21 protein-coding genes are annotated in these 20,677 nt (G+C 64.9%); 10 read left to right on the top strand and 11 right to left on the bottom strand.

Annotation, left to right across the window (positions count from 1 at the left end; translation table 11 throughout):
* Nucleotides 1–18 precede the first annotated feature (18 nt).
* The 4 genes from trmD (at nucleotide 19) to QCE63_RS11395 (ending at nucleotide 3,198) form a co-directional block, all read left to right on the top strand.
* Complete coding sequence (gene trmD, locus QCE63_RS11410) at nucleotides 19–789, top strand: tRNA (guanosine(37)-N1)-methyltransferase TrmD (RefSeq protein WP_309832934.1); 771 nt, start codon at nucleotides 19–21, stop codon at nucleotides 787–789.
* A 125-nt stretch (nucleotides 790–914) separates the two neighbouring features.
* Complete coding sequence (gene rplS / locus QCE63_RS11405; protein ID WP_309832933.1) at nucleotides 915–1,304, top strand: 50S ribosomal protein L19; 390 nt, start codon at nucleotides 915–917, stop codon at nucleotides 1,302–1,304.
* 177 nt (nucleotides 1,305–1,481) lie between these two features.
* The gene (locus QCE63_RS11400; RefSeq protein WP_309833781.1) at nucleotides 1,482–2,135 is read left to right on the top strand and encodes a CoA pyrophosphatase; all 654 of its coding nucleotides are present in this window, start codon (nucleotides 1,482–1,484) and stop codon (nucleotides 2,133–2,135) included.
* 124 nt (nucleotides 2,136–2,259) lie between these two features.
* The gene (locus QCE63_RS11395; RefSeq protein ID WP_309832932.1) at nucleotides 2,260–3,198 is read left to right on the top strand and encodes a CobD/CbiB family protein; all 939 of its coding nucleotides are present in this window, start codon (nucleotides 2,260–2,262) and stop codon (nucleotides 3,196–3,198) included.
* Here the strand turns inward: QCE63_RS11395 and QCE63_RS11390 are convergent, their stop codons facing one another.
* The 3 genes from QCE63_RS11390 to QCE63_RS11380 are packed head-to-tail and all read right to left on the bottom strand — an operon-like array spanning nucleotide 3,199 to nucleotide 5,710.
* Nucleotides 3,199–3,522 (bottom strand): DUF2007 domain-containing protein, encoded by a 324-nt coding sequence (locus QCE63_RS11390; protein WP_309832931.1) that lies wholly within the window; start codon nucleotides 3,520–3,522, stop codon nucleotides 3,199–3,201.
* A complete protein-coding gene (gene rsgA, locus QCE63_RS11385) occupies nucleotides 3,519–4,445 on the bottom strand; it encodes a ribosome small subunit-dependent GTPase A (RefSeq protein ID WP_309832930.1) in 927 nt (308 codons plus the stop codon). The genes QCE63_RS11390 and rsgA overlap by 4 nt, the downstream gene beginning before the upstream one ends.
* The gene (locus QCE63_RS11380; protein WP_309832929.1) at nucleotides 4,442–5,710 is read right to left on the bottom strand and encodes a M48 family metallopeptidase; all 1,269 of its coding nucleotides are present in this window, start codon (nucleotides 5,708–5,710) and stop codon (nucleotides 4,442–4,444) included. The genes rsgA and QCE63_RS11380 overlap by 4 nt, the downstream gene beginning before the upstream one ends.
* A gap of 119 nt (nucleotides 5,711–5,829) precedes the next feature.
* Here QCE63_RS11380 and orn point away from each other — a divergent pair, with 119 nt between their 5' ends.
* A complete protein-coding gene (gene orn / locus QCE63_RS11375; protein ID WP_309832928.1) occupies nucleotides 5,830–6,459 on the top strand; it encodes an oligoribonuclease in 630 nt (209 codons plus the stop codon).
* On the opposite strand, the gene mog is transcribed toward orn, so the two are convergent.
* The gene (gene mog / locus QCE63_RS11370) at nucleotides 6,460–7,119 is read right to left on the bottom strand and encodes a molybdopterin adenylyltransferase (protein ID WP_309832927.1); all 660 of its coding nucleotides are present in this window, start codon (nucleotides 7,117–7,119) and stop codon (nucleotides 6,460–6,462) included. It abuts the gene before it with no gap.
* Entirely contained in the window at nucleotides 7,064–7,681 is a 618-nt protein-coding gene (gene yjgA / locus QCE63_RS11365) for a ribosome biogenesis factor YjgA (protein WP_309832926.1), read from the bottom strand. Before yjgA ends, mog begins: the two co-directional genes overlap by 56 nt.
* A 212-nt stretch (nucleotides 7,682–7,893) precedes the next feature.
* Between yjgA and pmbA the strand changes: the two genes are divergently transcribed.
* Entirely contained in the window at nucleotides 7,894–9,264 is a 1,371-nt protein-coding gene (pmbA, locus tag QCE63_RS11360) for a metalloprotease PmbA (protein WP_309832924.1), read from the top strand.
* A gap of 62 nt (nucleotides 9,265–9,326) precedes the next feature.
* Here pmbA and QCE63_RS11355 read toward each other — a convergent pair whose 3' ends face one another.
* Together QCE63_RS11355 and QCE63_RS11350 are read right to left on the bottom strand one after the other, a co-directional pair.
* Nucleotides 9,327–9,824: a dihydrofolate reductase gene (locus QCE63_RS11355; RefSeq protein WP_309832923.1), complete on the bottom strand. Its 498-nt coding sequence runs from the start codon at nucleotides 9,822–9,824 to the stop codon at nucleotides 9,327–9,329.
* A gap of 90 nt (nucleotides 9,825–9,914) precedes the next feature.
* The gene (locus QCE63_RS11350; protein WP_309832921.1) at nucleotides 9,915–10,148 is read right to left on the bottom strand and encodes a hypothetical protein; all 234 of its coding nucleotides are present in this window, start codon (nucleotides 10,146–10,148) and stop codon (nucleotides 9,915–9,917) included.
* 642 nt (nucleotides 10,149–10,790) lie between these two features.
* On the opposite strand from QCE63_RS11350, the gene QCE63_RS11345 reads away from it, so the two are divergent.
* Both QCE63_RS11345 and QCE63_RS11340 read left to right on the top strand, forming a co-directional pair.
* Nucleotides 10,791–12,170 carry a sigma-54 dependent transcriptional regulator gene (locus tag QCE63_RS11345; protein ID WP_309832919.1) on the top strand — a complete coding sequence of 460 codons (1,380 nt, stop codon included), beginning with the start codon at nucleotides 10,791–10,793 and terminating at the stop codon, nucleotides 12,168–12,170.
* 161 nt (nucleotides 12,171–12,331) lie between these two features.
* The gene (locus QCE63_RS11340; RefSeq protein WP_309832918.1) at nucleotides 12,332–13,303 is read left to right on the top strand and encodes a thymidylate synthase; all 972 of its coding nucleotides are present in this window, start codon (nucleotides 12,332–12,334) and stop codon (nucleotides 13,301–13,303) included.
* A gap of 73 nt (nucleotides 13,304–13,376) precedes the next feature.
* Here the strand turns inward: QCE63_RS11340 and QCE63_RS11335 are convergent, their stop codons facing one another.
* Nucleotides 13,377–15,722, bottom strand: coding sequence for a DUF6600 domain-containing protein (locus QCE63_RS11335; RefSeq protein WP_309832916.1), 2,346 nt, complete (start codon nucleotides 15,720–15,722; stop codon nucleotides 13,377–13,379).
* A gap of 133 nt (nucleotides 15,723–15,855) precedes the next feature.
* Complete coding sequence (locus QCE63_RS11330; RefSeq protein ID WP_309832915.1) at nucleotides 15,856–16,605, bottom strand: helix-turn-helix transcriptional regulator; 750 nt, start codon at nucleotides 16,603–16,605, stop codon at nucleotides 15,856–15,858.
* Nucleotides 16,606–16,746: 141 nt separating this feature from the next.
* Between QCE63_RS11330 and QCE63_RS11325 the strand changes: the two genes are divergently transcribed.
* Nucleotides 16,747–16,890, top strand: a complete 144-nt coding sequence (locus QCE63_RS11325) for a hypothetical protein (RefSeq protein WP_309832914.1) — start codon at nucleotides 16,747–16,749, stop codon at nucleotides 16,888–16,890.
* Nucleotides 16,891–16,942: 52 nt separating this feature from the next.
* Nucleotides 16,943–17,464: an acyl-CoA thioesterase gene (locus QCE63_RS11320; RefSeq protein WP_309832913.1), complete on the top strand. Its 522-nt coding sequence runs from the start codon at nucleotides 16,943–16,945 to the stop codon at nucleotides 17,462–17,464.
* 28 nt (nucleotides 17,465–17,492) lie between these two features.
* Here QCE63_RS11320 and fumC read toward each other — a convergent pair whose 3' ends face one another.
* Both fumC and QCE63_RS11310 read right to left on the bottom strand, forming a co-directional pair.
* Entirely contained in the window at nucleotides 17,493–18,899 is a 1,407-nt protein-coding gene (gene fumC / locus QCE63_RS11315) for a class II fumarate hydratase (protein WP_309832911.1), read from the bottom strand.
* A 26-nt stretch (nucleotides 18,900–18,925) separates the two neighbouring features.
* Entirely contained in the window at nucleotides 18,926–20,539 is a 1,614-nt protein-coding gene (locus tag QCE63_RS11310; protein WP_309833780.1) for a phospholipase D family protein, read from the bottom strand.
* Between the last annotated feature and the right edge of the window lie 138 nt (nucleotides 20,540–20,677).

Here is a 20,677-nt window from a genome sequence, read left to right as displayed (position 1 = left end):
CACGTTACGGAGAGAGCGATGCAGTTCGATGTCGTGACGCTCTTTCCCGAAATGTTTCGCGCGCTGACCGACTGGGGCATCACCAGCCGGGCGGTCAAGCAGGAGCGGTTCGGTCTGCGCACGTGGAATCCACGTGATTTCACGACCGACAACTACCGCACCGTCGACGATCGCCCCTATGGCGGCGGCCCCGGCATGGTCATGCTGGCGCGTCCGCTGGAAGCCGCGCTGCACGCGGCGAAAGCCGCGCAGCGCGAGCAGGGCATCGCGGCGACGCGCGTCGTGATGTTGTCGCCGCAAGGCGCCACGCTTGACCATGAACGCGTGATGCAGTTCGCTCAAGAGCCCGGTCTGGTGTTGCTGTGCGGCCGTTACGAAGCCATCGACCAGCGTCTGATCGATCGCGAAGTGGACGAAGAAGTGAGCCTCGGCGACTTCGTGCTGTCCGGCGGTGAACTTCCTGCCATGGCGCTGATGGACGCCGTGGTCCGGCATCTGCCCGGCGTGCTGAATGACGCGCAATCGGCGGTGCAGGACAGTTTCGTGGACACTTTGCTGGATTGTCCGCACTACACGCGGCCTGAAGAGTACGACGGCGTGCGTGTCCCGGATGTGCTGCTCGGCGGCCATCACAAGGAAATCGAGGCGTGGCGCAGGCGCGAAGCATTGCGCAATACGCTCGCCAAGCGGCCCGATCTGATCGCGCGGGCGCGCAAAGGCAAGATGTTGAGCCGTGCCGACGAGGCATGGCTCGCAGAACTCGCAAAGGAAGCATCGAAACCGGCCTAGGTTTCGGGCCGACGAGCGGGACACAGGGGGCGTCGAGTCGCATCGGCGCCTGAAGCAAACCCATCCTCTACCGGGGCCTCCATTTGAGGCACACAACTCCGGCAAGATGGCACAAGGAGTCAGTAATGAATCTGATTGAACAACTCGAGAAGGAAGAGATCGCACGCGTTCTGGGCGAGAAGAGCATCCCCGACTTCGCGCCGGGCGATACCGTCATCGTCAACGTGAACGTGGTCGAAGGCACGCGCAAGCGTGTCCAGGCTTACGAAGGCGTCGTCATTGCGAAGCGCAACCGTGGCCTGAACTCGAACTTCATCGTCCGCAAGATCTCGTCGGGCGAAGGCGTCGAGCGTACGTTCCAGACCTACTCGCCGCTGCTCGCGAGCATCGTCGTGAAGCGTCGTGGTGATGTTCGCCGCGCAAAGCTGTACTACCTCCGCGAGCGTTCGGGCAAGTCGGCTCGAATCAAGGAAAAGCTGGTCTTCAAGGGCAAGTCGGCGCCTGCTGCCGAGTAAGTCGTCGCAGCAAGACCGCGCACGAGTCCTCCGAAAAAAGCACCCTCGCGGGTGCTTTTTTCTTTGGTGTGTTCAAATCAGGACTTCGGCTGTCCCGTCTCCTTTCCGTCTCTTACCCGTAACCGATCCGTGTCCACCGGCAAGACTTCGACTCCGCGCATCCTCGAACCCGAAAAAATGCCTGTCGCGGCGACGGGTGAAGCCCTCCCGCCCATCGCACCCGAGCGCCTCACGCCGGAAGGCTTGCGCGCGCGCTTCGCCGTGCAACTCGACTGGCAGCAGGAGGAACGCGAACAGCGCATCAAGGCGATCGGCGGCGACCCGCGCGTGGCCTCCGTGCTGGTGGCGCTGGTCAAGCGCGAAGGCGGCCTGACCGTGCTGCTGACGCAACGCGCCGATCACCTGTCGGACCATGCTGGCCAGATCAGTTTTCCGGGCGGCCGCCGCGAGCCGGAAGACATCGATGCCGCCGCCACGGCGTTGCGCGAGGCGAAGGAAGAGGTCGGACTGGACGCTGAACATTGCGAGGTCATCGGCGCGATGCCCGAGTACCTGACGGGCACGGGCTTCAAGGTGACGCCGGTGGTCGCACTCGTCTCGCCGCCGTTCACGCTGCAGGCCGACACGTGCGAAGTGGCCGACATCTTCGAAGTCCCGCTCGCCTGGCTGATGAATCCCGCCAACCACGAAGTGCGTGTTTTCCGCTGGGAAGGCGGCGAGCGTCGTTTTTTTGCCATGCCCTACGTGCCGGGCGAAGGAAAGGCGACCTATTTCATCTGGGGCGCAACGGCTGGCATGTTGCGCAATTTCTACCGCTTCCTCGCGGCCTGAACGTCAACGCACACGACAAGCAGGCGCAGCGCCAGTGCGCGCAATGACGTCGCGCGTGGAAGGCCGCAAACGCTGTGCTATCGTTACGCGAAACTCGAACTAACCGACTGTTTCGGCGCTTGGCATGACTTTTTTCTCCGTATTGCTGGCTCTCATCCTCGAGCAAGTGCGCGCGCTCAAGCCGCACAATCCGGTCGCGGCGTTGCTCCAATACCATGCGGAATCCACCGCACATGGCTTCGATGCCGGCAAGCAGAAGCACGGCATCGTCGCGTGGCTGGTGGTCGTGCTGCCGTGGACGCTCGTCGTCGGACTGGTCTATTACGTCCTGTACCACATCAACTTCGTGCTCGCGTTCCTGTGGAACGTGGTCATCGTCTACTTCACGCTGGGCTTTCGCCAGTTCAGCCACTATTTCACCGACATCCATCTCGCGCTCAACAACGACGACGTGCCGCGCGCGCGCGAAGTGCTGACCGAGTGGACCGGCATCGATACGGTCGACATGCCCGTCAGCGAAATCGTGCGTCATACGCTCGTGCATGCGGTCGTGGCGTCGCATCGGCATGTATTCGGCGTGTTCTTCTGGTTCCTGATTCCGATCGGCCCGGCAGGCGCCGTGCTGTATCGCATCGCCGAGTATCTGGCGCGGGCGTGGTCGAAGCCTGATCCTGAGCGTACCGCCGAGTTCTCGTCGTTCGCGCAGCGCGCGTTCTTCGTGATCGACTGGGTGCCGGCGCGGTTGACGTCGCTGGGCTTTGCGATCGTCGGCAACTTCGAGGACGCGATCTACGCGTGGCGCAATCACGCCCGCCAATGGCCGGATGCGAACGAAGGCGTCCTGCTCGCGGCAGGCAGCGGCGCGCTCGGCGCAAGGCTCGCAGGCCCGCTCGCCGAACCGCTTTCGGTCGAAGCGCTGGCCGTGGGCGAGGCCGGTCCGCTGCCCGTCGGCGACGACTGCACGCCGCGCACGCTGCAATCGGCGGTTGGGCTCGTATGGCGCGCGGTGATCCTGTGGATGCTGTTGCTGCTCATGCTGACCATCGCCGTCTGGCTGGCCTAGTCAATCGTCGAGCGGATCGCGTGGCGTCTGGCACTGCCAGCACACCGTGAATTGCGGCTCCAGCCATTCACCGCATGGCTTGCATCTCCAGGGCCGGGCGTTCGCGTCCGGCCCTTTTCGTGCGCGCTCCAAAAGCCGCAGCGCCAGCGCTTCGTCGCGGTCGTCGGTGATCCAGATTTCCGGCGCGCACTGATCCGCCGGGATCTCTCCCATCGCGCCATTCAGATAACGGTTGTGCAATTCGCACGGCACGCCCGCGGTCGCCAGCACGTTCACCCAGTGCTGCGCCGTAATGAGGTTCGGGGCGCGCGTGAGACGCTTCATCGAACGATCTGACTCGCTTCGTGCACCAGTTGCGCGTAGAGCGCGTGACGTTCGGGCCGGATCTTCCCGGCTTCCACTGCTTCGAGTACCGCACAGCCCGGCTCATGCAGATGATGGCAGTTGTAGAAGCGGCACTCGCCGAGATACGGCCGGAAGTCCGCGAAGGCGCGTTCGAGCTGGCCTTCGCTCAAGTGATGCAGACCGAATTCCTGAAAGCCGGGCGAGTCGATCAGCGCGCCGCCGCCGGGCAGCTTATAGAGCCGCGTGAAGGTGGTCGTGTGGCGGCCGCTGTTGAGCGCGGAGGAGATTTCGCGCGTGGCGGCGTCGGCATCGGGCACGAGCAGGTTGACCAAAGTGGATTTGCCCATGCCGGACTGGCCGAGCAGGATCGTCGAGCGGTCTTTCAGGCGCGCGTCGAGCAATGGATGCACGTTGCCAGGCGTGTGCTTCGCGGACAGTTCGACCACCGCGTAACCGAGTTCGCGATACGGCGCGAGCCGTTCGCGCGCGAGCGGCAGCGCGCCTTCCACATCGATCTTGTTGAGCACGATCAGCGCTTCCAGCCCGTGCGCCTCCGCAGCGACCAGTGCGCGGCCGAGCAGGTCGCCGCTGAAGTGCGGTTCGGTGGCGAGCACGATCATGAGTTGATCGAGATTGGCCGCGAACAGCTTCGACTTGAACTGATCCGAGCGATACAGCAGATTGCGCCGCTCGCCGATCTCGACGATCACGCCCTGATCCGCCGACGACTGCTCGCAGATCACGTGATCGCCGACTGCCACTTCGCTCTTCTTGCCACGCGGAAAGCACTGCAACAGGGCGCCCCCGTCATCGGGCATCACCAGATAGTGACGGCCGTGCGCCGCGATCACCGTGCCTTCGAAGCGCGCGCCCACGTCCGGGCGCCCGGAGCCGCGCGTCATGCGGCGTGCTGCATCAGACGGTCGATGCGTTGCGATGCGGGCGGATGGGAATAGTAGAACGCGGTGTAGAGCGGATCGGGCGTGAGCGTCGAGGCGTTGTCCTCGTAGAGTTTGACGAGCGCGTTCACGAGGTCTTTCGGATCGGTCTGGCTGGCGGCGAAGGCATCGGCTTCGAACTCGTTCTTGCGCGAAGTCAGGCTACCGAGCGGCGTGATGAAGAACATGAACACGGGCAGCACGAGCATGAACAGCACGAGCGCGAGGCCGTTGTTGCTGCCGACGAGCGACGGCCGTACGCCAAGCCCTTCATAGAACCAGACCGTCTGCACGAGCCAGCCGAGCAGCGCGAGCATGGCGAGGCTGATGCCGAACATCACGATCATCAGCTTCAGCACGTGACGGCGCTTGAAGTGGCCGAGCTCGTGCGCGAGCACCGCCTCGATCTCGCTGCCGGACAGGCGCGCGAGCAGGGTATCGAAGAAGACGATGCGCTTGGCCGCGCCGAAGCCCGTGAAATACGCGTTGCCGTGCGCCGAACGGCGGCTGCCGTCCATCACGAAAAGGCCCTTGGCGGCGAAGCCGGTGCGCGACATCAGGTTGGTGATGCGCGCGACCAACGCTTCGTCCTTCAGCGGTTCGAACTTGTTGAACAGCGGGGCGATGAAGCTCGGATAGATGATCATCGCGAGCAGCTGGAAGGCCACCCAGACCATCCAGGTCCAGAGCCACCAGTAGGCGCCGGCGCGATCCATCAGCCAGAGCGTGAGCAGCAGCAGCGGCGCGCCGATCACGACGGCGAGCACCGTACCCTTCACGAGATCGACGAAGAACAGTTTCTTCGACATGCGGTTGAAGCCGAACTTTTCCTCGACCACGAAGTGACGGATGTAGTCGAAGGGCAGGTCGATGAGACTTGTGATCGCGATCACGGACGCCACCAGCGCGATCTGCCCGAGATAGCCGCGGCCGAGCCAGCCGGAGATCGCGAGATCGAGCGCCTGCACGCCGCCGAGCAGCGTCAGCGCGACCAGCACGACCGCGCTCGTGACGACTTCGATGATCGTGAGGCGGGTGCGTTCGACCGTGTAATCCGCTGCGCGCTGGTGCGCCGCGAGCGGTATGGTTCCCGAGAATTGCGCCGGCACGCTCTCGCGATGCCCGGCGACGTAGCGGATCTGGCGCGACGCCAGCCAGAGCTTGGTCGCGACCATGCCGACCAGGGCGACGACGAACAGCGTCGAGAAAGCGAGAGTGAGGTTGGCCATCCGGGAATTCCGATTGAACTATGCGAGAATTATAGGTTCTTGGCCGCGCCGGCGTTGTCACATCCTGCAAGGATTCCGATGCCGCTCCGTTGTGGCTTTCTTTCCTTCAGGCCGCCTTCATGACCGAACTCTCCGCCGCTCCAGACTCCGCGAAGCCCGCCGATGACACCACGCTCGTGCGCAGCGACATGAATCTCGTGTGGCTGGACATGGAGATGACCGGCCTCGATCCCGACAACGACAAGATCATCGAGATCGCGGTGGTCGTGACGAATTCGACGCTCGACAAGCTGGTGGAAGGACCGGTGCTTGCCATCCATCAGTCGGACGAAACGCTGGGCCGCATGGACGAGTGGAACCGCAACACGCATGGCCGCTCGGGGCTGATCGAGCGCGTCAAGGCGTCGACGGTCGATGAAGCCGAAGCCACGCGGCAAATTCGTGAGTTCCTCGGCCAGTACGTGCCGCCGGGCAAGTCGCCAATGTGCGGCAATTCCATCTGTCAGGATCGCCGCTTCATGGCGCGCTGGATGCCCGAGCTGGAGACGTTCTTCCATTACCGCAACCTGGACGTCAGCACGCTCAAGGAACTGTGCCGCCGCTGGCAGCCGGCCATCTACAAGGGCTTCCAGAAGCGCGCGATGCACACGGCGCTCGCCGACATCCACGAGTCCATCGACGAACTCAAGTACTACCGCCAGCACTTTCTGATTCCGGCGGCGTCCACGTCCGCGGCCGGCACGCCGTAATCACGCCTGCGGCGCGCGCCGCGCGCTTTTCGGACGGAAGGCGGTCACCACGTCGGGCCGCGTCTCGATGTACGGCCCGCCAATCAGATCGATGCAATACGGTACCGCCGCGAAAATGCCCGGCACTTTCTGCGTGCCTTCGGCGTCCTTCAAACCTTCGAGCGTCTCGCGGATCGACTTCGGCTGGCCCGGCAGGTTGATGATCAGCGCGGCGTGATCCGCCGTCTCACGGATCACCGCAACCTGGCGCGACAGTATCGCCGTAGGCACGAAATTCAGACTGATCTGACGCATTTGTTCGCCGAATCCGGGCATTGGCTTCGTGGCGACCGCAAGCGTGGCTTCCGGCGTGACATCGCGCCGCGACGGGCCGGTGCCACCGGTGGTCAGAACGAGGTCGCAGCCGAGCGTATCGACGAGTTCGACGAGCGTTGCCGAGATGGTCGCGGCGTCGTCGTGGATCAGGCGGGTTTCAGCGCGGAAGGGTGTTGCAAGCGCTTCGCCGAGCCATGCCTCCAGCGACGGCAAGCCCTTGTCCTCATAAACGCCCTGCGACGCGCGGTCGCTGATTGACACGAGTCCGACGATCAGCTCGTCCGGATGATTACGCTTCGATGTCGTCGTCACGGTCGTCCTCGTGGCCTTCGCTGTCGTCGTCATCGTCTGCCACGCCGCCCGCGGTCTTGATCCACTGGAACAGCTCGCGGTAATAGCGCGGCGGCTTCTGCTGCTCGCGCTCCTTGCGGGCATTGCGGATCAGCGTGCGGCCTTCCTGCGGATCGACACCCGGATGTTTGCTAATGAATTCGGTCAAGGCGGCGTCGTCGGCGAGCAGTTGCTCGCGCGTGCGCTCGATCCAGTGCAGGCGCGCGGTCTCGCTCTTGTTCACGCCGCGGAACGTGTCCAGCGCGGTGCGCAGCGCAGCGGTTTCGTCTTCGTGCAGCGAACGCATCAGCTTGCCGACATACTGCAACTGACGGCGCTTGCCTTCGTGATCGGTGATGCGGCGCGCCTCGCGCACGGCGTCGCCGAGCGCCTCGGGCATCGGCATGCGTTTCAGTGCGTCTTTCGGCAATGCAATGAGCGCCGCGCCCAGCTCCTGCAGCTCGTGCATGTCGCGCTTCAGCTGGGATTTGCTCGGACGGTCGTAGCCGTGATCGTCGGCGTCGGGCGCGTCGTCGCGGCCGGCATCGATCGGTTGAATGCGGGTTTTACGGTTCATCCCGACATTGTAGCTTGCAGCCGTGCGCCGTCCGGGGTGCACGCACCCTTCGGCCGCGATAGCTACGGGTGAATGCGCGCGCTCCTTGCTATGATCGCGGGATACGCCAGTCCCGCTGTTCGACGTCCGCCTGAAGGCGCGCCGAACCGGGAAATCCGAAGCAACCACGACATGCGCGGGCGCGCGGCGCCCGACTTCCAAAGGCAACCAACATGGCAGCAGACATGGACGTCAAGCAACGCTATTTCCCGCATACGCAGGACGAGCTGAAGGAGATCGCCTCCGACATCCTGCGCTACGCGAAAGAGCTCGGCGCAAGCGATGCCGCCACCGAAATCTCCGAAGGCGACGGTCTTTCGGTCAGCGTGCGTCGCGGCGAAGTCGAAACCATCGAACACAATCGCGACAAGATGGTCGGCGTGACGGTGTTCATCGGCAAGAAGCGCGGCAATGCGAGCACCGCCGACTTCACGCGCGACGCGCTGCGCGACACGGTTGCCGCCGCGTACAACATCGCGCGCTTCACGGCCGAGGACAGCGCGGCGGGTCTCGCCGAAGAGGAACTGCTCGAGCAGGCGCCGCAGGATCTCGATCTCTATCACCCGTGGGACGTCGACGCCGAAGAGGCCGCCGACATCGCCCGCCGCGCCGAAGCTGCGGCCTTCGCGGTTGACCGTCGCGTGACCAACTCGGAAGGCGCGAGCGTCTCCGCGCAGCACTCGCAGTTCGTGCTCGCCACGTCGCGCGGCTTCATGGCGGGCTATCCGTACTCGCGGCACTACATTGCGTGCGCGCCGATCGCGGCAGCGGGCCGCGACATGCAGCGCGACGACTGGTACACGTCGAAGCGCGACGCAGCCAGCCTCGCCGCGCCGGAAGGGGTGGGCCGCTACGCGGCGGAACGCGCGCTCGCGCGTCTGGGCGCGAAGAGTCTCGATACGCGCAAATGCCGCGTGCTGTTCGAGGCGCCGCTCGCGGCCGGCATTCTCGGCGCGTTCGTGCAGGCGGTGAGCGGCGGCGCGCTGTATCGAAAGACCACGTTCCTGGTCGACAGCCTCGGCAAGCCGGTGTTCGCGCCGCATATCCAGATCGTCGAGGACCCACACGTGAAGGGCGGCATGGGCAGCGCGCCGTTCGACGAGGAAGGCGTGCGTACGCAGCGCCGCAACGTCGTGGACGACGGCGTCGTGCAGGGCTATTTCCTGTCGACGTATTCGGCCCGCAAGCTCGGCATGCGGACCACCGGCAACGCCGGCGGCTCGCACAACCTGAGCATGCGCAGCACGTACACGAAGCCGGAAGACGACTTTGAAGCGATGCTCAAGAAACTCGACACGGGCTTGCTGCTGACCGAACTGATGGGGCAGGGCGTGAACTACGTGACCGGCGATTATTCGCGCGGCGCGTCGGGCTTCTGGGTCGAGAACGGCAAGATCGTGCATGCCGTCGAGGAAATCACCGTGGCGAGCACGCTGCAGGAGATGTTCCGCCACATCGAGGCGATCGGCGCGGACACGGTCGTGCGCGGTACGAAGGAGATCGGTTCGGTGCTGATCGAGCGGATGACGGTGGCCGGTCAGTAAGCTATCCGGCTTCGGCACGGCAAAGACAAAGCCCCGGTCATGCCGGGGCTTTTGTCATTTTGTCATTCCGACGGCGCGATGCGCTCGTAGGTCACGAACGCAAACGCGAAGTCATTCGGCGCCGCCGCGTGGTGCGGCTCACGCGACACTTCCCGCCACAGCTCGGGATCCGGTGCGGGAAAGCGGGTGTCGCCGTCGAAATCGGCGTCGATCTCGGTGACGATCAGCTTGTCCGCGCGCGCGACGGCGTCCTGGTAAAGCTGCGCGCCGCCGATCAGAAACGCTTCCTGCGCCGGTTCGAGCGCGAGCGCGGCTTCCAGGTTCGTGACGACGTCGCAGCCTGCGTAGCGCCGCGTGGCATCACGCGACACCACGATATTGCGCCGTCCGGGCAACGGCCGGCCGATCGATTCATGCGTCTTGCGGCCCATGATGATGGGCGCGCCCATCGTCGTGCGCTTGAAGAAGGCGAGATCTTCGGGCAGGCGCCAGGGCAATTGGTTGTCGCGGCCGATCACGCCGTTGCGTGCGCGGGCGACGATCAGGGTCAGCGTCGTCATGGGAAGGTCGGAGTTCGGGCAAACGGCGCGCGCAGTCCACGCCGCCGGGGCTTCGATTCTAACCGACGGATCCCGCGCGGACCTTGGACCTCATGATGGTGACGGGTCGTCGTCGAATGCCACGGGCGCGAGCGGCGCCGAAGGGGCTTCCGGCGCGGGAGGGGCTTCGTCCCACAGGGTCACGCTGATGCCGGCGCCGCCCGGCCGGAGGACGGCGCACAGCGAGAAGGGATCGTCGTCCTCGAACGGGTCGCTTGAACGTGTATCGCGGGAATCGGCGCGCTGGAATGAACTATCGAGTGCCATCTTGACGACATAACCCAAGGTAACTATTCCCGGACCGGAAAAACATCTGGAAATAAAGTAATCATCGCGGCGGTAAAGGCGATTATGCGAACGATGAGTGTCGTATGAGTTTTGTACGCACGTTCGGCTAATAAGTCGTTTTTACGCTCCGACATTGCACGACTTTAGCGAGATGCATGCCATCCGCGCGCATCCGTTGAGGGGTAAAGCAGGTTGGAAATATTGCGGGAAAGGCGGTCTGAATAACGGGCGAAAACGTTTCAATGGTGAAACGTCACGGCAGAAAAACCTGAACTCCGTGCGATTCCGGTATAAGATTTTGTCGTATCAAATTGTGCGCAAAGCTTTTAATAAATATGTGAGAAATTCTTGCCAAGCCCGTCCTATCAGGGTTTTGTGGCGGTTTCGTTCGCCTCCGGCGATATTTGTTTTCGGAGTTTCTGGGTTATAGTAGTCTCTCAAAAACAGCACAGAATCAGACATAAAGGGTTTCGTGGAAGGGTGCAAGGGGTTCCGCGCCATGTCCCGGGGGCGACGTATCGAACTGCAAGTGCTGCTGTAAATGCACTGGCAAACATGCGAGGACAACGAAGTCTGCGATGTAGCGCGAGCCTTGACTACGCGACCTTTTCAACGAACGTTGAACTAAGGATCTGAATAATGGACGTCGCTCGGCGGCAACTCATATACGTGACTCGCGATCCAAGCGAGACGCTGTGCGCGCGTTTCGAGGAGCGCGGCTGGCACATCGAAATCGTCGCGAGCGCACGCGACACGCGCAAGGCCTTGCGCAATGACGTGGCAACAGGCGGCCTGCTCGACCTGTCGAGCCATTTCGAATCGCATGAACTGGCGGCGTTCGAATCGTCGCTGACCATGACCAACGTGGGCTGGGTGGCGGCGACTGTCGCAGGCCAGCTGGAAGACTCCGCCGTACGGCGCCTGATTCGCGATTATTGTTTCGATTACGTCACGCTGCCGACATCGAACGACCGCGTCGTCGATTCCGTCGGGCATGCCTACGGCATGGTCGCGCTGCATGACGCGGCGTCGAACGATGCGCGCACCGAAGGCCGCGCGGAAGGCGAGATGGTCGGCTCGTGCGACGCGATGCTGGCGCTGTTCCGCTCCATCCGCAAGGTCGCAATGACCGACGCACCCGTCTTCATCTCCGGTGAATCGGGCACCGGCAAGGAACTCACCGCTGTTGCCATCCATGAACGTTCCGCACGCCGCGACCAGCCGTTCGTCGCGATCAACTGCGGCGCGATTCCCGCGCATCTGCTGCAATCGGAACTGTTCGGCTACGAACGCGGCGCCTTTACCGGTGCGAATCAGCGCAAGATCGGCCGGGTGGAAGCAGCCAACGGCGGCACGCTGTTCCTCGATGAAATCGGCGACCTGCCGCTCGAAAGCCAGGCCAGCCTGTTGCGCTTCCTGCAGGAACGCAAGGTCGAACGCCTGGGCGGCCACGGCTCGACGCCGGTGGACGTGCGCATCATCTCGGCGACGCACGTCGACATGCAGACGGCGATGATCGAAGGGCGTTTTCGCGCCGACTTGTATCATCGGCTGTGCGTGCTGCAGATCGACGAGCCGCCGCTCAGGGCGCGTGGCAAGGACATCGAACTGCTGGCGAAGCGCATGCTCGACCGCTTCAAGAAGGACGCGAGCCGTCGTCTGCGCGGCTTCTCGCCCGACGCCATCGCCGCGATCCACAACTACGGCTGGCCGGGCAACGTGCGCGAGCTGATCAATCGCGTGCGGCGGGCGATCGTCATGTCGGAAGGGCGCCAGATCACCGCGCGTGATCTCGAACTCGGCGAATATGTCGAAGTCGCGCCCGTCTCGCTGGCGCAGGCCCGCGAGGCGGCCGAGCGTCAGGCGATCGAACTCGCGCTGTTGCGGCATCGCGGGCGTCTCGGCGATGCGGCGCATGAACTGGGCATTTCGCGCGTGACGCTGTATCGCCTGCTGAGCGCGCACGGCATGCGCCATATCGAAGTCGACGCGCCGCCGGAACACGCGACACGCGGATGAATCTGGTTGTCAGATCCTGCTTGAGAACGGGCGCCGATGGCGCCCTTTTTCATTGCCGCGCCGTCGGCATGGCATCGTAAGCGTGGCGCCAGCGCGCTTGGTAGAATCGCTTTTTCCGCCTTCCGTTCGCGAGGGCGTGCGGCATTCCCAAGGAACATCGAATGAAACAGTATCTCGAGCTCGTCCAGACGATCCTCGATACCGGCACGTGGCAGGAAAATCGCACGGGCATTCGCACGATCAGCATCCCCGGCGCCATGCTGCGCTACGACCTGCAACAAGGCTTTCCCGCCGTCACCACCAAAAAGCTGGCGTTCAAGTCGGCGATCGGCGAGCTGGTCGGTTTCCTGCGCGCGTCGAAGAGCGCGGCGGATTTTCGCGCGCTCGGCTGCAAGGTCTGGGACGCCAACGCGAACGACAATCCGCAGTGGCTAGAGAATCCCTATCGCCAGGGCCCGGACGATCTCGGCGATGTCTACGGCGTGCAGTGGCGCAAATGGCCCGCCTACAAGCTGGTCGATGCGCGTTCCGGTGACCAGATCGCCGATGCCACCAATCGCGGCTATCAGCTCGTCACGAGCTTTGTCGAGAACGGGCGCGAGCAGGTGCTGCTGTACAAGGCGATCGATCAGTTGCGCCAGTGCCTCGACACGATCATCGAGCGTCCAACCGACCGGCGCATCCTGTTTCACGCATGGAATCCCGCCAAGCTCGACGAAATCGCGCTGCCCGCGTGCCACTTGCTGTACCAGTTCATCCCGAACGCGACGACGCGCGAGATCTCGCTGTGCCTGTATATCCGCAGCAATGACGTCGGCCTCGGCACGCCGTTCAACCTGACCGAGGGCGCGGCGCTGCTGCATCTGGTTGGGCGGCTGACGGGCTATACGCCGCGCTGGTTCAGCTATTTCATCGGCGACGCGCACATCTATGAAAACCAGCTCGACATGCTGCAGGAGCAACTGAAGCGCGAGCCGTATCCATCGCCGCAGCTGATCATTTCGGACCGTGTGCCGGACTATGCAGTCACCAGGCGATACGAGCCGGAATGGCTGGAGAAGATCGAGCCGACGGACTTCGCGCTCGAAGGCTACCGGCACCACGAGCCGCTCACCGCGCCGATGGCCGTGTAAGCGGTTGTTCTGAAGTGCCTGATGTTTGAAAAACGCGCGGCTTCGGCCGCGCGTTTTTCATTTCAGACGACGCTCAGCTTCGATGATGATCGTTGCCGCCGCCGTGTTGAGGCTGCTGGGCTTGCTGCGGCTGCGGATGGGGCTGCTGCGGCGGCTGCTGCATCTGCGGTGGTGCCTGGTGCGCCTCCTGATGCATCGGTTGACGCTGGGGCGCGGGACGGAACTCCGGCCGCCGCTGAGCTTGCTGCTGCGGCATGGGCGTCGGCGCGTGCGGCTGCTCGACGTGAGGCTGGTGATAAGCCTGTGGCTGCGGTTGCGGTGCGTGCTGAGCCACGGGTGCTTGCGGCGGCTGCGGTATGTGCTGAGCGAAGCCTGCTTGCGGCGGCTGAGGCTGTGCTTGCGTCGGCGCGTGCTGGGCGAAGCCCGCTTGTGGCGGCTGAGGCTGCGCTTGCGTCGGTATGTGCTGAGCGAAGCCTGCTTGTGGCGGCTGAGGCTGCGCTTGCGTCGGCATGTGTTGAGCGAATTCCCCTTGCGGCTGCATCGGCGCTTGAGGCGCGCCGCGATAAACCTGCGGCGCGTGCGGCGCAGCCACTTGTGCTTGCTGAGGCGTCGGCGCGTGAGGCGCGTTCATGACCGGGTGTCCTGGCGCGACATCGCCGCGTGATCCGTGCGGGGCGGCACCGAACTGTGCCTGTTGCGGCGGGTGCGGCACGCCATTGCCATGCGGCTGAGCGAGCGGTCCGACGCCCGGGGCAGCGGCGAATCCCGGCCGCTGCGGCGCGCCGGGCGGCGGCGCATTCGTTGCATTCGGCACATGCGCTGCATTCGGTGCATTGATTGCATGCGCCGCATTGAACGCAGCCCCGTCGGCGATCACCTGCCGAGCTGGCCCATGCGTCGCGACGAGATGCACCGGTTCATTTCGCGGCGCGGCAGCCTGCGCAACACCATGCTGCGGAAAACGCCCCTGAAACGCGGGCGGCGCAACCGGCGCGCGCGTCGCTACGACGGGACGTGTGTAACCGCCCTGCGGCGGCCGGTAGTCCGCGCGCCGGGCGCCCGGCGCGAAGCTGTCGCGGGTCGGCGCGATGCCCGGCGCACCCGCGAAAAAGTGCGGATTGCGCAGACGCGCCGGATCGACGGCATAGGGCTGGCGCCCGACCGGCTGCCCACGCACGAAGATATTCGCCGGCGCGGCGGTGAGTCCGCGCCGCTCGCGGTAGTTGATGTACGTGTTGTTGATATGAACCGAGCGATCGACGTACACATGTCGATTCACACGCTCGTAATAGCGCGGGCTCCACCCGTCGCGATGCGGATGCCACGACTCGCCCGGCCCGAGCGGGAACCACGCGAGCCCCGCTGCCGCAACGCCGCCAACGGTCAGCGCGACATTCCAGTCGACGCCGCTGTCGCCATCGCCGACGAAGCCGACCAGCGCCGGCGCATAGGCCGGCGGCGCGGCGACGGCATCCGGCCCCGGCACCCACGCCCACTGCGACCCGACAAACGCCCAGCGGCCATAGTGATAGGGCGCGAAGCCCCACGGTGCATCGTCGATCCAGGTCCAGCCCCACGGGTCCTGCCACGCCCAGTGTCCCTGCCGATACGGCGCCCAGTCGGCGGACACGGCATTCGGCACCCACACCGGCCCATACGACGGATCCGTGCGCCAGGTGCCGTTGGCGTCGAGATCCTGATAGCCGGGCATGTCGCGCGACACATAGCGAGCCGAAATCGAGCGATCCTCGGCGGCATCGCGGCCCGCGGCCCATTGATCGAAGGCATCGGGCGCGGGCGCCGCGTTCGCCGCCGTCTGCGTGAGACTCGTCCCTTCGAATGTGATCTGCTGGCCACCGCCGAGCTGCACCGCGCCGCCGTCGCCATACACGGTCACGCCGCCGCTGCGCACCGTGACGGTCGTGGCGCGGCCATCGGGCGCGACGTCCACGCGCAGGTCGCCGGGCGTCGTCACGCTCAGCGCGAGGTTGGGCGTGTCGATCTCATAATTCGAGCCGGGCGGCACTTCGCGCACGCGCGTCGACAGCGTGCCCTGCGCGATCTTGAGCTGCGCGGTGTTGTCGTCGAGCGCGAGCACCGCCAACGCGGTGGACGATCCCAGCCGCACCGCCGTCGAGCCGACATGCAGCTCCGAGCGTGCGTTCTCGTCGTTCCAGAGCTGATCGCCGGTCGTGAGCGGGCGATTGATCTGCGCGTAGGACCAGTCGGACGCGCCGGCGGGTTCGGTGGTCACGGTGCCGGCCATGTAGTTGAGGCGCGCGATGCGTCCCGGCGGATCGCCGGAGTCGCTCTGCGGCGCGGCGGCCACGGATGGCGTCTGCGCGAACGCGCTTATCCCCGGTTGCGACAACAGCACGCACGCCGCGAGCGTCGCGGCTGCAATGGTCCTGGTTTTCATTGTTTTCTCCGCCAGCCGCGCCGTGCGCCATGCGGGCGCCCTCCGGGCGCGCGGCCTGTCGGATCAATGTATCGCCGGGCCGTGTATCCGTACGATGCGGTTTGTAACGGCGCACAGGCGTGCGTAACAAAGCTTATCGGCGCGAGAGGAAGTCTTCGAAGTGACGCTGGCCGGACGGCGTCACGCGCAGCACGCGACGCTTCGCGGTCGGTTCGATCCAGCCGCGCGTTTCACAGGCCGAGAGAAACGCCGCGCCGAGCGCACCGCCCAGATGCGGCCGCCGCTCGCTCCAGTCGATGCAGGTGCAGGCAAAGCGCCTTCTGCGCGCCCGCTGCGCCGTCAGGTCGATGCCGAGCGCCGCGAACGCCTCGGCTCCGTCAGACGTGGCCTCGAGGGCGGTAGGACCGGGCGCCTGGGTCGGGCCGGCCGCGGCGGCGAGCCAACGGCGCGCGAGCATGCCGTCGAACAGCTGCACGGCCAGTTCGCCCGCCAGATGGTCGTAGCAGGTGCGCGCGTAGCGCATTTCGAGCGGCACGGCGGACGGCGGCCGTTCGGGCGTGCGCTGCGGCGCGCTCGCCCGCGCGAGATTGGCGAGCGCTTCGATGGCCGCGGCGATATCCGGCGTCGCGATCCGATAGTAGCGATGCCGCCCGCTCACTTCGAGCGCCAGCAACCCGCCTTCAGTGAGGCGCGCGAGATGGCCGCTTGCCGTCGAGGGCGACAGGCCCGCGATCATCGTCAGTTCGCCCGCAGGACGCGCGGTGCCGTCCATCAGCGACCAGAGCATCGCGGCGCGGCCCGGATCGGCAAGTAGCGCGCCGATGCGCGACAGACCGGGGAAATGGCGCGTGCGGGCGTCGGTGTCATCGAGTGCGGTATTCATGGCGTGGATTCAAAACCGGTGACCGGATCGGTTCACTCTAGCGCGACTTCGCATCCGATGTTTCACCGCATCCCGAAATGTCGATGCATGCGGGCAGCGCTAGAATGGCCACTGGCACTTCGAAGCGGCAGGAGACATTTCATGACCAGACTGATTCTCGCGAGCATTCTCGGCGTCGCGATGCTGTGCGCGGGCTGTGCGGGCGGGCCGTCGTCATCGGCGGGCGGAGGCGGCAGCATCACGATGTACGGCACCGTCGACCAGGGCATCACCGTCCACGACTAGCCGCATTTTCGCTTCGTATAATCGGCGTCACATGCTTCCAGTGATGACGCCCATGAACACGCCCGCCGTAACGCCCGTTCCCGCCGCCCCGAAGAGCCGCGCCGAAACCACCTTCCGCTTTCTTGCCGAGCCGACGTCCGTGAATTTCGGCGGCAAGGTGCACGGCGGCGCGCTGATGAAATGGATCGACGAAACCGCCTACGCCTGCGCGGCCATGTGGTCCGGGCGTTACGCGGTGACGGTGAGCGTGGGCAATATCCGCTTCCGGCGGCCCATTCTGGTCGGCAACCTGGTGGAACTGCGGGCGCGCGTGGTCGCAACGGGGCGCACCAGCATGCACATCCATATCTCCGTGCACGCGGGCGATCCGAAAGTCGGCGAGTTGCAGCAGACGACCGACTGTCTGATGGTGTTCGTCGCCGTCGATGAAAAAGGCAGCCCGACGCCGGTCCCCGCGTTCGTGCCGGAGACCGACGAGGAACAGCGCCTCGCCCGCTATGCGATGGACGTGAAGGACGCGCTGGATGCGATCGTCGAGTTGAAGCCGGAGGAAGTCGCGGCGGGCAAGGTCTGAACCCGCCGCACTGACGAAACGACGACGCTTACTTCTCGCCGACCATATCGCCCGGCTTGACCCATTCGTCGAACTGCTGCTCGGTCACGAAGCCGAGCGCCAGCGCGGACGCCTTCAGCGTCGTGCCTTCCTTGTGCGCCTTCTTCGCGATCTTCGCGGCCTTGTCGTAGCCGATATGCGGATTCAGCGCCGTCACCAGCATCAGCGATTCGTTGAGCAGGCTGTCGATGCGCTTCTCGTTCGGCTCGATGCCCACCGCGCAGTTGTCGTTGAAGCTGTGCGCGCCGTCGGCGAGCAGGCGGATGGATTGCAGCACGTTGTGCGCGATCATCGGCCGGAACACGTTCAGCTCGAAGTTGCCGCTCGCGCCGCCGAAATTCACCGCGACGTCATTGCCGAACACCTGACAGCACAGCATGGTCACGGCTTCGGACTGCGTCGGGTTGACCTTGCCCGGCATGATCGAGCTGCCCGGCTCGTTCTCGGGAATCGATAGTTCGCCCAAGCCACAGCGCGGGCCGCTCGCGAGCCAGCGCACGTCGTTAGCGATCTTCATCAGGCTCGCGGCGATGGTCTTGAGCGCGCCATGCGCGGCGACGAGCGCGTCGGCGGCGGCCATCACCTCGAACTTGTTCGGCGCGGTTTCAAAGGGCAGGCCGGTCAGCTTGCCGATTGCCGCCGCCACCTTGCCCGCGAACTGCGGATGCGCGTTCAGGCCCGTGCCGACCGCCGTGCCGCCTTGCGCCAGTTGATACAGATGCGGCAGCGTCGCCTCGACGTGGCGGATGCCCTGGTCGAGCTGCGCGACATAGCCCGAGAATTCCTGTCCGAGCGTAAGCGGCGTCGCGTCCTGCAAGTGCGTGCGGCCAATCTTCACGATCTTGGCAAACGCCTTCGACTTCTCGTCGAGCGTGTTGCGCAGCGTCTTGAGCGCCGGCACCAGATGCTTGACGATGCCGTAGGCGGCGGCGACATGCATCGCGGTCGGGAAGACGTCGTTGGACGACTGGCCGCGGTTGACGTCGTCGTTCGGATGCACGAGACGCTCTTCACCGCGCGCACCGCCGAGAATCTCGCTCGCGCGGTTCGCGATGACCTCGTTGAGGTTCATGTTGGTCTGTGTGCCCGAGCCGGTCTGCCACACGGCGAGCGGGAATTCGTCGGGATGCTTGCCGTCGATGATCTCCTGCGCGGCCTGCATGATCGCCTTCGCCTTCTTCGAATCGAGCTGTTTCAGCTCGTCGTTCACCTCGGCGGCGGCATGCTTGATGACGGCAAGCGCCGTGATCAGTTCGGGCGACTGCTTTTCCGTCGAAATCTTGAAGTTCTGCAACGAGCGCTGCGTCTGCGCGCCCCAGAGTTTGGCGTTCGGCACGGCGATCTCGCCGAACGTGTCCTTCTCCATCCGTACGTCGCCTTGCGCGTTCTGTGTCATGGCTCGAAAGTCCTTACGAAGTTGGATCAAAGCTGCTTGTCGACGGGCAACAGCATAAACAGGCCGGTCATCGCATTGCGATATAACCCTGCTTCGGGATCGAAATTCCAGGTGACGAGGCTGCCGTCCTGTTCGGCGGTCCACATGAGCCCCGATTGCGGTGCTCCCGTGCGCCGCAGCTCCTCGGTGACGGCCGCGCTGGCGAGCTGGACCCGCCAGCTGACCTTCGGATCGGTGCCGTGGTCGAACAGCTGGGCGGCTTGGCTGGCGATGGACGCGTCGTGGATCACGAGCGCGAGTTCGGTGTTCAGTTTCGCCGAGCGCGGATCGAGATTCATTGAGCCGATCACGAGGATACTCCGATCGATCACATAGGCCTTCGCATGCAGGCTGGCGCGCGACTGCGAGCCGAACAGGCCCGCGCGCGGGCTACCTTCGCCGGCCACCTGCAGCGGCTTGAACTCGTACAGCTCGACGCCGTGCTGCAACAGCGGAATCCGATACGGCGCGTAGCCTGCCTGGACCGCGACGGCATCGGTGGCGGCAAGCGAATTGGTCAGCACCGCGACGCGCACGCGGCGCTTCGTCACATCGGAGAGGATGTCCACGCCGGCGTCGTGCGGCACGAAATAGGGCGAAATGATCAGGAACTCCCGCTGCGCTTCTTTGAGCAGTTCCGCGAGGCGGTTCATGGGCGGGCTTTGGTAGTCGTCGCTCGGATGCTCGATCTTCGACGGCGAATCGACCCAGAATTCCGTCGGCGCCCAGACCAGGCCCATTTCCCCGCGCGCGATCTGCCGTGCGAGCGGCGTCGCGTTGAGCGGCTTGGCGTTCAGCGGGTCCGCCTGGGCGCGCCAGTGCGCACGCAGGTCGTCGCGGGTCTTGTCGAGCTCGGACGCGTCGAACTTTTGCTTGTTCAGCGCGCGCAAGGGGTAGGAGAGCGGGCTGTTCCAGTAGTCGTCGAAACTGGCGGAGATCTTCTGCGTCACCGGGCCGGCGGCAAACACGTCCAGGTCGCGGAACTGCAGCGTCGGGCTCGCGCTGAAGTATTCGTCGCCGAGATTGCGGCCGCCGACAATCGCGATCTGATTGTCCGCGATCATCGCCTTGTTGTGCATCCGGCGCGTGAAGTGATTCAGGTTCGTGAAGAAATTCTGCGTGCGTTCGGCGAAGCTGCGCTGCGCGCTGCCGTAAGGGTTGAAGACGCGGATCTCGATCTTGTCGTGCGAGTTGAGCGCCGCCATGATCCGGTCGATGTCCTTGAAATTCAGATCATCGACCAGCATGCGCACGCGCACGCCGCGATCCGCCGCATACAGCGCCGCGCCCAGCAGCAGCTTGCCGGTGTTGTCTTCCTCGGCGATGTAGTACTGCATGTCCAGCGTCTTCGTCGCCGCGCGGGCGAGCGCGATGCGGGCCTGGAGCGCGTCGGTGCCGGTCGGCAGCAGGCGCACCGCGGACTGCTCCGGATGCTGCTTTTCGAGCGGCGTCAGTGCGGCTTCGAGCGGCGTCGCGGCGTCGGGCGGGAGCGCGTGGCTCGCCGGACGGTCGAACGCCGTCGCGGGCGGGCGCGTGGCGCAGGCGGCGAGCAGCGTGGCAGCCAGCAGCGCCGTACCCAGGCCGCGCACGCCGGCCTTCATTCCTCGCGGCGCAACGCGCCGATTCTTTCGCGCGCCCGGCGCGTCACGCCGTGCGACTTGCTGCATTCCCCGACTTTCCGACACTTCGATTCCTCGTTCTCGTTGTTTCCGCTCGTCCGCTGCTTGCGTTCTGGTGTG

Source organism: Caballeronia sp. LZ065, from assembly GCF_031450975.1.
GTDB lineage: Bacteria > Pseudomonadota > Gammaproteobacteria > Burkholderiales > Burkholderiaceae > Caballeronia.
Note: the sequence above shows the minus strand (reverse complement) of the source record. Positions and strands in the feature narration are given on the sequence as shown.